This window comes from Paenibacillus gallinarum (genome assembly GCF_014836635.1).
In the GTDB taxonomy this organism is placed as follows: domain Bacteria; phylum Bacillota; class Bacilli; order Paenibacillales; family Paenibacillaceae; genus Paenibacillus; species Paenibacillus gallinarum.
In genome coordinates this window covers 122999-135275 of the sequence record NZ_JACSQL010000006.1, presented here as the reverse complement: position 1 = coordinate 135275, position 12277 = coordinate 122999, and the positions used below count along the sequence as shown (strand labels likewise).

17 protein-coding genes are annotated in these 12277 nt (G+C 34.9%); 1 reads left to right on the top strand and 16 read right to left on the bottom strand.

The features are described 5' to 3' along the window. Positions 1–104 precede the first annotated feature (104 nt). The 6 genes from H9647_RS14405 to H9647_RS14380 all read right to left on the bottom strand — a co-directional run bounded on the left by H9647_RS14405 (position 105) and on the right by H9647_RS14380 (position 3602). Positions 105–380 (bottom strand): hypothetical protein, encoded by a 276-nt coding sequence (locus H9647_RS14405; protein ID WP_191801084.1) that lies wholly within the window; start codon positions 378–380, stop codon positions 105–107. A 218-nt stretch (positions 381–598) separates the two neighbouring features. Then, positions 599–862, bottom strand: coding sequence for a SunI/YnzG family protein (locus tag H9647_RS14400; RefSeq protein WP_191801376.1), 264 nt, complete (start codon positions 860–862; stop codon positions 599–601). A gap of 132 nt (positions 863–994) precedes the next feature. Then, on the bottom strand, positions 995–1468 hold the full coding sequence (locus H9647_RS14395; protein ID WP_191801082.1) for a GNAT family N-acetyltransferase: 474 nt from the start codon (positions 1466–1468) through the stop codon (positions 995–997). A 98-nt stretch (positions 1469–1566) separates the two neighbouring features. Continuing rightward, positions 1567–2367 (bottom strand): hypothetical protein, encoded by an 801-nt coding sequence (locus H9647_RS14390; protein WP_191801080.1) that lies wholly within the window; start codon positions 2365–2367, stop codon positions 1567–1569. Between the two features lie 129 nt (positions 2368–2496). Then, positions 2497–2859 (bottom strand): YybH family protein, encoded by a 363-nt coding sequence (locus H9647_RS14385; protein WP_191801078.1) that lies wholly within the window; start codon positions 2857–2859, stop codon positions 2497–2499. A 206-nt stretch (positions 2860–3065) separates the two neighbouring features. Next, positions 3066–3602 (bottom strand): GNAT family N-acetyltransferase, encoded by a 537-nt coding sequence (locus tag H9647_RS14380; protein WP_191801076.1) that lies wholly within the window; start codon positions 3600–3602, stop codon positions 3066–3068. Between the two features lie 341 nt (positions 3603–3943). On the opposite strand from H9647_RS14380, the gene H9647_RS14375 reads away from it, so the two are divergent. Further along, a complete protein-coding gene (locus H9647_RS14375) occupies positions 3944–4636 on the top strand; it encodes a class I SAM-dependent methyltransferase (protein WP_191801074.1) in 693 nt (230 codons plus the stop codon). A gap of 149 nt (positions 4637–4785) precedes the next feature. Here H9647_RS14375 and H9647_RS14370 read toward each other — a convergent pair whose 3' ends face one another. The 10 genes from H9647_RS14370 to H9647_RS14330 form a co-directional block, all read right to left on the bottom strand. Further along, entirely contained in the window at positions 4786–5127 is a 342-nt protein-coding gene (locus tag H9647_RS14370) for a cytoplasmic protein (protein WP_191801072.1), read from the bottom strand. A gap of 182 nt (positions 5128–5309) precedes the next feature. Next, the gene (locus tag H9647_RS14365; protein ID WP_191801070.1) at positions 5310–5750 is read right to left on the bottom strand and encodes a GNAT family N-acetyltransferase; all 441 of its coding nucleotides are present in this window, start codon (positions 5748–5750) and stop codon (positions 5310–5312) included. A gap of 230 nt (positions 5751–5980) precedes the next feature. Next, entirely contained in the window at positions 5981–6409 is a 429-nt protein-coding gene (locus H9647_RS14360; RefSeq protein WP_191801068.1) for a GNAT family N-acetyltransferase, read from the bottom strand. Between the two features lie 183 nt (positions 6410–6592). After that, the gene (locus H9647_RS26175; protein ID WP_318245312.1) at positions 6593–7435 is read right to left on the bottom strand and encodes a CPBP family intramembrane glutamic endopeptidase; all 843 of its coding nucleotides are present in this window, start codon (positions 7433–7435) and stop codon (positions 6593–6595) included. 230 nt (positions 7436–7665) lie between these two features. Next, positions 7666–8136 carry a GNAT family N-acetyltransferase gene (locus H9647_RS14350; protein ID WP_191801066.1) on the bottom strand — a complete coding sequence of 157 codons (471 nt, stop codon included), beginning with the start codon at positions 8134–8136 and terminating at the stop codon, positions 7666–7668. Between the two features lie 298 nt (positions 8137–8434). Further along, positions 8435–8569, bottom strand: coding sequence for a hypothetical protein (locus tag H9647_RS26015; RefSeq protein ID WP_263621321.1), 135 nt, complete (start codon positions 8567–8569; stop codon positions 8435–8437). A gap of 225 nt (positions 8570–8794) precedes the next feature. Next, positions 8795–9364: a 2'-5' RNA ligase family protein gene (locus tag H9647_RS14345; RefSeq protein WP_191801064.1), complete on the bottom strand. Its 570-nt coding sequence runs from the start codon at positions 9362–9364 to the stop codon at positions 8795–8797. 219 nt (positions 9365–9583) lie between these two features. Then, entirely contained in the window at positions 9584–10255 is a 672-nt protein-coding gene (locus H9647_RS14340) for a hypothetical protein (RefSeq protein ID WP_191801062.1), read from the bottom strand. 235 nt (positions 10256–10490) lie between these two features. Next, positions 10491–11285, bottom strand: coding sequence for a class I SAM-dependent methyltransferase (locus tag H9647_RS14335; protein WP_191801060.1), 795 nt, complete (start codon positions 11283–11285; stop codon positions 10491–10493). A gap of 224 nt (positions 11286–11509) precedes the next feature. Continuing rightward, positions 11510–12022, bottom strand: a complete 513-nt coding sequence (locus H9647_RS14330; RefSeq protein WP_191801058.1) for a GNAT family N-acetyltransferase — start codon at positions 12020–12022, stop codon at positions 11510–11512. Positions 12023–12277: the final 255 nt, after the last annotated feature.

Below are 12277 nucleotides of genomic sequence, written 5' to 3'. Positions count from 1 at the left end.
TTCTTCTTTATGTATTTCTATCTTTTTCTCAAAATGCCTCTATGCTGCTTAATACCTTTATTAAGATCAGGACTTTGATTCTACCAATAGCCCCCTTTGGCTTACTAAGCAAATGAATCAGAAAACAAATAATATGCACTAATAACAAATACTATTATTGAGATAATTGACTTAATCCATGTTACTTTTTTGCTTATTCCCGCTTTTTGTTCTAAATAATTGATGTAAACAATTGTTAATATAAACCCTAAATATGAAATTACTTGTCCTTCAATATCTTCATTTAATAATTGATACCTAAAAGCCCCCAACCCGACAAGGATTATCCCAATCGTACCTAAAGCAACATTCAAATATATAACTCTCTTATCTTTACGCAAGGTCCCTTTAAGCCTCCTAAACAAATCTTCTTTACTCAATAGTTAATTTATTTTCTTTTAGCACCTATCATTATTTCAATATTGTACTATATGTATTATCGTAGATTACCATTCCCGTAGTCACGACGTCCCGCCGACTTATGACTCTGTCATGACCACCGCGATGCAGTTAATTTATCCAGCTGCGCCGCCTCAAATATCTTGAATCAGTGAATAATTCATTTGTTCATAATCGAATTCAGTTTTTTATCTAAAGAGATTACATTGGTTGTAAATAGAATATAGGTTTGAGAATTAGTCTTTATTATAATTCTATCGGTGGTACCGTATGGAGTACCAATTCTAATAGCATCCTTTTGTTCCCCTCCATAAGTATCATCATGCGATATGTTTACAATTTCAGATATGGGGATTTCTATTTTAGATAATTGCCACTTAATAACTAGATTATCATTGATTTTTTCTGTTTTTATTCCAAACATAGCTTTCACTCCAGACTCTATTATAATAGTTACACTCTCACTTAAATCATTCACCTCAGCAACAAAACGTTTCAGCGTTCTATCTTTTGAATTTTAATTCAGACCCAACTTTTACATAATGTTCTTTAAATTCTATTTCCAATCTTTATCCATAATTATAAAGTTATACGTATTGCCTCTGATTACATTTTGAAATTCACCTTTCTTTTTAAATCCTTCTTTTTCATATGTTCTTATTGCCCTTTTATTAAAATCTACTACACACAATTCCAAATGATTAAACTTTAATAATTCCCTTCCGTGTTCAATGACTGCTTTAAAAAATATCGAACCGTATCCCTGTCCTGTCATTGAAGGTTTCATCTGAACTCCAACTGCTAATATTTCTACCCCATCATCGCTTATATCAAAAAACTCACAATTTCCGATTAAATTTTCTTTATCATCAAATACGGAAAATGCTCTTTCTGAATTGATACTCTGCTTAAATCCTTCAATCTTTTCTTGTTGGATATTGTTATCATAAAAAGAATATATCCCATCATAAGTCCAAGTAATGAACTGATTGATGTCTTCTTCTGTTCTTTTCCTGATTGTAATTTTCATATGCCCTAACCCCCTTTTATAATTATTGATTTTCTGTTTAAAACATTTGATTCTAATGGGTGTATGATTTTATGCATTTGATATACATACACAATTCCTTATATTTCTTCAATTTGTTCAAAATACAAATCATCTTTCAATGCGTAATAGAGCTCTTCAATTTTGTAAAGTGAATTAGGCGAAGCTTGGACGATAAGTTCAATCAATTGTGAACCCATCTCGTAAAAGGTAGTACGACTGTAAGGTTCATTCCTCCCTCCATGATTCATGCTAATTCCCAGGAAAAACTTGATCTGATTTTCAATATATCTTGCAAATCCTTCTTTCCATTCTTGCCAAACCATATATTCGACTTGCTCAGTAGTCAAGCATTCTTTAAGTTTTCTTCTTGTCGAGCCAATTAACCTAGCATCTTTTTTATCAACACTTTCAAATAAAGATCTTGTAAGTTCAATGTATTGATTGTCCGAATAAGGGAACGGGTAGTTTAATTCCCATGAATCATTTGTTTTTACTGATCGTTTAGCTATATCAATATGTTCCCTCAATTGAATTTCACATGTTTGGTACTGGTAACAATGCACAAACTCATGAAAAATAATGACTTGCTCACTAACAGTGTCAAACACCTCTCCCGTTACAACGACAACTACTTGATTCTGCACACACTCCAGCGGAAACGCAGCTCTGACTCCTACTGGTAAATTCATAGTATCAGGTACAATATGTGATAAACTGTATCTTTCATTTTTATATTCAAAGATGTGTAGTTGTTTATCCTCAACAATCGCAATTGGAAAATGATCATTTAGCAATGGATGAATGCCTTTTACTTCGTTCTGCAGTTTTAGTAATGCTTTGAACTTATCCGAATACTTCAATGCAATATCCTTTTCCATTCTCCCACCCCTATAATTCAAGTTCACATACCAGTTATGTTTTAAATATTTCCGGATTTTTTTGTGCTAATTTCTTATCATGTTAGCGTATTCACGAACCCAAGAAGAATTTCTTTCGAGATCTTATCATTAAGTACTCAAATGTTCATGTGCTATTTTCCAAACATCATTACTTATTTTCACAAATACGTTCGTCCCGCGTCCCTTGCCTGATACAAATTTCCCGTCTATAAATCCTTCCCAGTGATATGTATAAATACATGTTGCTGAATTTTCATCTACAGCTATCCAATTAATATCAGTCAGTGAATATACCTCATCTTTCACCAAATCCCATGATGCTTCAAAATATTCCTGAATTTCATTTAGTGTTACGCATGTTTTATTAGTAAACCAATATACTGCATTATCATCTATCATATTCTTGACGTTACTAAATTCATGTGTATTTGTTGCTTCAATATATTGTTCTAATGCTTTCTCACAACTCATAATATTTCTTCCTTTCTACAAGTTTTAAAAATACGAGATTACTTTTATTCAAAACATCATTTAATTCTTAATTCAGTCAGACGTATAACGTTCTTATTTCTACCACTATTAAACCCCGAAAGCCATAAGGGAGCAACTTCGACCCGCTCAGCCGCTACTCGTATATTATGTTATCGGATGTTGATGTTTCTTGATTTCCTAACACCTTAATTTATTAAATTTTCCCATTCACTAACCAAAATCGAATAAAAATGCTGATCATGCCATTCATTATTCCATTTTAATTCTTGCTTGAATGTACCTTCTCTTGTCATCTTTAATTTCTCCATGAGGTTGATCGATTGCTGATTGAGACTATTACACATTCCTACTATTTTAGAAGCTTCTAGTTCCTTAAATACATAATCAACTAAGAGCTTAACCGCTTCATATCCATACCCATATCCTTGATACTCTGGAAGGATACCAAAACCAAGTTCCCAGCTATTTCTATGGGCTACATAACTCCAAATCTGAACCAATCCAATTCGCTTTATTTCGTTGTCTGTTTCTATTGTCATGATAAAATCAACGTGTGTGTTTGAATACATTTGTTCTAAATACTTAGACTTAACAACATTATGATCGTTCTCCACAAACTCTTCAAAGAGCCAAACGTCTTTATTGCATTCTAACTCACATAAGAAGCCTAAATCTTCCTTCGTAACACTTGAAAGAGTAATCCTGTTTCCTTTGAATTTCATATGTACATCTCCTATTTCCATATTTCAGTATCTATATCCAGACAATGATTCTAGTATCTACGAACCCAAACGCCTTAAAGGAGTGAGTGACCGGCGAACTGCGACTCGCATGGTTGTCTGTCTGAACCATCTTTCCCAAGCCCCCTCAAGTAGACCAATGAATTAATACGCTTGTGATGTAGTTATGTTGTTGTAAAGTCGCTATTATTGCTTACATTACCAACAGTACAATGTCACAAACACCCATTTATAGATACTGTCTATCAGATTTATTAGTTACATATATTGGATGCCGGTTGAATTACACTATAACATGGTATGGAGAATGGAGGAGTGATTAGATGAATAATGACAGGGCCGATATAAGAACACAATTTAACAAGGTATCACAAAGGTATGACGAACAAAGAAAGAAACTTATTCCTTGCTTTGAAGATCTTTATAGGATTGCTGCTGCACTAGCAGTTCTAGAGAATGATACTCCCTCAGTCTTAGATTTGGGTGCAGGGACTGGACTCATGTCTAGCTTTATTCTTGAAAAATACCCCAACTCAAAGCTAACACTAATTGATCTTTCCGATGGTATGCTTGAGATTGCTAGAGCAAGATTCAGCGACCATTCCAACATTACATACATCGCAAGTGACTACACTAAATTCGACTACAGTGAACTATACGATTTAGTAATATCTTCACTTTCTATACATCACATGATCGATTCTGAAAAGCAGGAGTTGTTTAAGAAACTGTATTCCATAATGACACCTGGCAGCATTTTTATTAACGTGGATCAAGTCCTTGGGAATACTGACTATTTAGAGAGCCTTTACAAATCAGATTGGAAAAAGCATATTGAAAATTCAGGACTAGACCTAGTTGAAATATCATCCGCGATGGAAAGAACAAAACTTGATAGAATGTCTACTCTTGATTATCAGTTACAATGGCTAACCGAAGCTGGATTTTCAGATGTAGATTGTATATACAAATACTACAATTTTGTTGTAATGTTCGCTAGAAAAATAGAAATCTAAAGAGGACCGAATCGACCGGAACGATAATATGTTGTTATCTGATACATTCGAAATTCTACAACTACTTAAAAACCTTTCATGACATAATAATAAATAGCTTCTTGATCTTAAAATTGGAAGTCATGCATCGATGTCAGGCCCTAATCATCTCAGTCTAATAATGTTGAAATGAGTTCTTCATTTTTCACTTCAATGACGCATTCTTTATATATTCGTTCTCTGCCACCATGGGTTTCATACCAATCGTTAATTTTCTTCAGATGTTCACTATTGCTCCTAATATTCCGTTCGATTTCTTCATATTTTTCATAGCTGTCATATTCCCAAATAGCGAATATTTCAGTTGTTGTCTCTGAATTTGGAGCCATCCATCTCCCTACTAAACGAGCTCCATTGCTCAATTGATTCGGTAAATTGGTTTCTATGAAATGTTTATTAAGGATATCCACGAAATCATTGTTAACTATATAAAATTTTCTTCTATAAAACATTAAACTCAACCTCCATTAATTTAAATTACATCTCGTTCATGATCTTTCTCGCTTCGAATGTTTTCTGGTAACGTCATTGTGTTTCTAACGTCGATTCCCTTAGATAGCTCTTGTCTTAAGGGAATCGATATGTCTGCCTGCAACTGTCCCTTGAGCTTCCTTAGGCTTGAATAGCATAATAATCAATTGATTCTCTTGTGCAAAAATATAATTCTCTCTATTTCACTAAATCCGTTTTTCTTATAAAACTCTTCAGCCGGGATTCCTCGATCGGTCAATAATGTTATATTCTCTATTCCTTCCGTTATCAGACTATTTTCTAAATATTTAATTAATTTAGTTCCTATTCCATTTCTTTGTTCACTAATTTCCACACACATTTCATTAACGTAAAATTCATCAGCTTCCCACCAGCGCTTGCGAAAACCAAATATGAAGCCTTTGATTTTGTTTTCTTCCTCAGCAACAACACCTTTAAATCCAGGAGTTTCAATATAATCCAGTAGATATTTTTCAGCACCTTGGAATGTCCAATTGTCATTCCAAGGTTCGTTATTAAACACATTAAGCAATAGGTTAATACATTCCCCTAAATCATCTTTTGCAACGAATGGTCTTATCATTATTTAAGTCACTTCTCTCATAAGTGTAATTTTTCAATTATGGTACACGTCTTTCATCTAACTTTCTGGTATTCTCGACGCCTTAACACCTTAATGGCAAGAGTACCCGCTGCAACGCGGTTACGTGCTGCAGGTGTATCTACCTGTTTATTCTTCCTCGCATGCCTCGTGCAGAAAAAGCTCGCAGTGGAATTCAGTTTGATGATTCGTATGGTTTCTTCCAAATACATTCAAACATTTTTAAGTCTTGCTTGCGGTGCCCTTCTCATATAAGTTTCAGAATTTCTCTCAAATCCGTATTGTTTATATAGTTCATGAGCGTCTTTAGTACCAAGTAATCCAGTAGTCCACTCAAGTTCTTTAGAATTAATAATTGATTCAACTAATTTCTTTCCAATACCCTTAGACTGATATTCTTCTAACACGAAAACATCACACAAATAGTAAATTGTTGCCCAATCGGTTACTATTCTAGCAAAAGCTATTTGCTTTCCTTCGTGGTATACTCCATAACATTTCGATAACTCTACTGATTTCTTTATCTTCTCTATTGATCTCTTATTTGCCCAGTAGCTTCTAGTTAAATACTCAACAACTACTTCAATATCAATTTTCGACTTGTCATCACTAATTAGATAATCTTTGAAAATCACTTCCATGCAGTAACCTCCAATTTGTTGAAACGTAATCCATGTTATTAATTTCTCGCAGGTTCATCACTACCATTTCCGTTGTGAAGTTCTTTCGATAATGTTACTGCTTTCTTAAGTGAAGTGGGATCTAATAGTATACCCAATCTAAATATTAAGTTGCTTTAGGACATGGATAATTTATACTAAGTATCAACAGACAGTCGATTGTACTTTGGTTTGTCTTCTTCTACTAGCTTTTATCGCCAGCCCAACACTTAGGTAGAGGAGAGAAGTAATGACTCCACAGATAGGAGAAATAACAATTTCTTTCCCGGAAGAGATACTAATGAATCCTGAGATTACTAAAGGATTAATCAATGAATCTTCTACTGTGTGTAATAGAACACACGGCCAAATTGAATTCGTTATCCTATAAAGTTCGATAAACATGATGGACCAACATATCATTGTCAAAATTGCAACAACTGTAAAAATAATTCGACTTACAGGTAACACAACCTGCATATCAGTCTCAGGTAGAAACATCATGTAGTATGGGACATGCCATATCCCCCACACAGAACCAACTAATAAATAGATCTTCCAATCAGTAAGATTTAACTTCACAAGTTGCGAGGTTAGAAAACCACGCCAAACCGTCTCTTCAAAGATATTTTTAATAAACCCTATTAATATTGTACTGAAGAACACTCCAGTAAAAGTCCTAAGATTAAGTTCTGACATGTCAATCCATTTAAATGCATTACCGATGACTAATATAGTTACTGTTACAGCAGGAAAAATCAAAACAGAAATCAAGTACCATCTTAGATTCCCTTTAAAATTCGGTTTAATCCCAATTTCTTTCCAACTGATCTTTGAATATAATATGAGCACAATTGCCGTCAACATCGGGAACACTAGCCATATCCCCATACCAAGCGTATTTCCTTCTGGCTGCTCTGTGAGAAATGAATCAACAAAAACACCTAACCATCCACAAAGAACAACAATTATAGTAAAAACAAAAATATTACGAGTAGTTTGATTCACCCTTTACTCTCCTCTGATTTAACTTTCTAAATAGTTTGCATTCATTTCACCTAACTTTCTTGCATTCACAAACCGAGAGGCTTAAGACGTATCGTGCCGAGTCGAAGACTCAGCCTCGTATTGTTATTCGCCTGTGTTACTTCCAACTTTATAACCTCGGAGAATCAAGGGGGCTTGCCCCCGCAACGTGAATACTGTGTTATGCGTAGTTATTGTCCTCTATTAGGTACTTAATCGTTGTTTTTTCGATTTCTCAATGTAAAATACATCAAATCATTCTTTAATCCCTCTTGTGTAAAATTCATTTTCTTCAATAGCTTCTGAGATTGAACATTTTGGATCTCAGTTGTTGCCTCTATATAGTCTAACTTCATCAATTCAAATCCAATATCAAGCATCTCACTCAAAGCTTCTTGCATGAATCCCCTTCCCCAATATCTTGGTGACAAATCAAATCCTATTTCAGCTCTGGTTTCCTCGTTTTCAGTTATCCAACAATGGAACCCGCATGTCCCAATCAAATCATTATCTTCTTTACTATACAAGCCATATCTACAACCTGAATCATCAATATGAAATGCAATAATCTCTTCTGCTTCTCTTAAATCTTTACATACGTCAATATCCATAAATCTTATAACCTCAGGTATTGAAAAATGTCTATATATTGCTTCTGCGTCTTTTAACGTTAGTTCTCTCATGATCAATCGATCTGTTTCAATATGTGGATAATTCAATTTCTTGATCCACCTTTAAATTTATTTGGTTTTCTACAATGTTCTAACGCTTTCAAGTATTCACGATAATTATGCATAACTTTCCGTATTCAACGAAGTCCGACGTAATCGGATTTGTCAGGAAACTTCAACTTCCCTGCCAATTTCATCAGTCCGGACCGAGCGGCGAATGGCTCGAAGCGTGAATCATATATTGTTAGGTGATGTTCCCGACTTATTCGCATATACTATCGACTCTCTTTATTTATTAGTCCATATTGACTTAATTTTCATCACGTATTTTCTGATTTATTTCATCCAAAGATCTTTGAATCGATTCCATTCTTCTTAATGCTGAATTTTGATTTCCAATAACACCAGCAAATCCTATTACTATAACGACTATAATAAATACCATATTTGTCCTCCTGGTTTGATTAATCTCACTCTCTCGAGGTATTTCACCTTTTGGCATTCCTGACGTTCAAGCGACTTAATATAGCATAGCCACCGGGTCGTCAGACTTAGCCGGTTGACTGTGTTGCCTGAATCTGCTTCTTAGATATCCCTCTTAGCGACCAAGGAACGACAGCGACAATGTAAGAATGCTTAGTTAGGTAATGATGCCAACCTCTTTGATAACCTATAAATTAGTCTTCACCTTTAATTTGTTTGAAGCAATGGTTGAACTACTTATACATACATTATTTGAATCATACTCTAATTTCACGATCCCAACTTCTATGACCTTACTTCGTAAAGGCACAAAATCTTTATAGCAATATTTCATTGCATCTAGTATCTGTTCCGGAGAAAGTCTTATAGCAAGAGTACAATGAGGAACCCAATTATTAGGAATATAATAGGGGTTAGAAAATTCAAACAAGTCACTAAATTCCGCATGATACTTCTTATGCATCTTAAGCAAGTCTTCCGTAACTGTTGGATCTATAAATAATGTCCCTGTTGTAGGAAATGAGGCCAGGACATCAAACTTCAATTCAAGTTCTATAACACTATCAAAATAAGTACTTAATCGTCTGCAAATTGATTCTATAGACGGAATATCACTATATACCGCCATAGTAATATGTGGTTTTAAATAACTGATGTCATACATGTTTGAACTTATGTTTTGGTCTTTCAATCCCTTCCAGATATTCTTAACGTATTTCTCGAATTCCTCTTCAAAAAACAATTCAACAGCATACATTCTATCATCTCACTTTATCAGGTTCTTCTTGAATCCACATTCCTAACAACCAATTGCAGTAATTTTACCAAACGTTCTTGTATTCACGAACCCGAGAATCTTAAGACACGAATGCGCCGGGTCCGACCGACTTAGCCTCGCAGGTTTGTGAGCTGAATTCACATCTCTGCCTACGGCATCTGTCGTGACAAGGAGGCTTTCCGCAGCGTAGATACATTGTTATAAGTTGTTACTTGCCCTCTTTGAATTCGCCAATAAAGTTCGTGCTTTATAGAACATCCAGGTACTAAACAATGACTCATTATCTTTGTGAACTGCTACTATATTTAAGAAATAAAAATCTGATAAGGATACACTTATCTTGCTTATTGGAGTTACATATTCATTGCAAATCCACTCATCAAATTGCACTTTCCCTTGTCCAGACATATGAAATTTATCTTTAGGTAGTATGTACAGCATGCCATCCGTCCAAGGATTGTTCTTTATTGTAGATTCATTTATTGAATAATAATGGTACTTTTTACTTCGTCCTATAATACATCCATTTCGAAAACTCCCGATTAATGCACTTCGATTAAATACTGCATAGAAAATAGACCATATTGGTTCTGTCGTTGCGAACACCGCTGTAGTAAGTTCATTGTTGTACAACGTCTGTTTGCGTGGTTCAAATCTTTCGATATTGTTGTTATTAGAACCGTGAAATACATAGTTTCCTTTCAATGATAAATACTCTAGAAAACGGTACTTTTGGTACTGTAAAGAATAATCAATTAATCCTCCTTCATTAAGAGATTTTGATAGTTCTTCGTATTTCTCGATTTCTTCTTTAGTAAAAACAACTCTGGGAGATTCATACATCAATATTGATATAATAAATGAAATCATCTACTTGGAAATTCCCCTTCCCATTAGCTCAGCAAGTAATTGCCCAAAACGGTTTAGGTATCTACGAACTCGAAAAGCTTAAGAGAGCTCCAGCTACCTTGTCCAACGAAGAACTCAGCCTCTCACGGTTGTGAGCTGTCCATCTCTCTGCTTACCTCTTCTTTCGAACCAAGGCAGAACCCGCAGCGTAGATACTATGTTATGTCAATGACATTCTGTGATACCCTATTCATCCTTAGTTCTTCCTACAAATTATTAATCCATGCGAGCTAATTCCAAGAATACTTCTTTCTCTACAAGTCTTAAAATGATAGTTTTTATAAATCTCAAACTTCTGTTCAGATAGTTCATCTACCTCATTACTAAGAGTGTGACTTAATCCATCTGTCCCTAAATGATCTACTATAGAAACATCAAATTGGTTCATAAATTCTTCAATTTCTACGGGGGTTGTATAATGTGAATCTGTCCAAAATGATTCTGGGTCCCTTCCCTTTAAACTTCCGATGTCCACTACTTTACTAATTGTGCCTTCATTAATGAATTCAGGTATCTTCCTAACAAGCATTGGAACCACTGAATACTTATTAATATAGGCTATTGCTAATATACCGCCGGAAGATAATACTCTTAATGATTCCTCAATTAATGTGCGTCTCGCATCATCGTCAATTATATGATAATAAGGTCCGAAACATAAAACTGTATTAAAAGCCCCTGACTCAAATTGGCTTAGATCCGTGGCATCTCCGACAATTCCCTCCAAACTAATATTTTTATAATCGGCTTTTTTCTCGTTTATTTTGTCTATATTACTTGGTGTAACATCCAGTGCTGTAACTACGTGTCCTTCATTAGCATAGTAAAAAGAATATGCTCCTGTTCCAGCTCCTAATTCAAGTATGCTCGATTGATTTTGAATAACTTCCTCTAATGCTCTTAAGGTAGTTAAATACTCAATTTTTCTAGAATTTCTTTGAAATCGTAATTCTTCATCAACAACATCGTAAAAGCGAATAATTTCTTCCATGAACAGCCCCCCATTAATAAATTAGCTTTTGTCTTTCGCATTATAATTCTTGTATCTACGAACCCGTGAGGCTTAAAGCGCGAATACTCCGGGCCCTGCGGACTTAGCTTCACAGGGTTGTGAGCTGAATCATCTTCTTTTGCCTACCTCTTCACGCGAACCAACGGCAAAGCCTGCTGCGTACATATGTTGTTAGAGGATGTATCACCATCCTTGAAAACCTACTAATCATACTTATTACTTTGAAAACACTGCACCGGACCGTCCCAACTTCCATTTAAATATTCTTCCTTATATCTTCCTTTTGTATATTCATTTATTACTTTATTCCAAAATTGATTCGCTGCGTGGTTTCTCTGTGTTTGTCTGATCTCCCAAGCGGCCGGAAACTTATCAAATATATCAAATGCTGCCTGCTTTCCTACACCCTGCCCTCTGTATTTCCGTAAGACAAAAAAATCACTGATCACATTAGTTTCTTGAACATCACTTAGCTTAACAAACTCCCTCGGTACTCCAAGCATAATAAGAGCAAAACCAGCTAACTCTTCATCTTTATATATAAGAAATGCACGTCTGTATTCTTCTGTCCACTGATGGTCCAAATATTTATGTTGGTATAGTCCATATTTATTAAGGACATGACCATCATACTCACTAGAATCATATCTATATAGTTGAATTAAGTTTTGTAAAACTGATTTGTCTTCATACGAAATATTTGAAATTTCAATCATCACTTTCCTCCTTTTTAAAAGAATTTGTCCGCGAAGATTTCCTCTAATGTTTCTGTATTCACGACGTCCCACTACCTTAAGTCCGTTTGACGGCCACGATGCGGTTAGGTGGTGTTTTTAATCGCTGTTGAAAACCATGGATTGACAAATCCTATTGTAATCAGAAAACCATCAATCTTAATAGTGGTATCATGATATGACTTATTGGTTCGAGCGCACAATCACTCGTAATCTGAAGCTTGTGCTCCAAGAGAT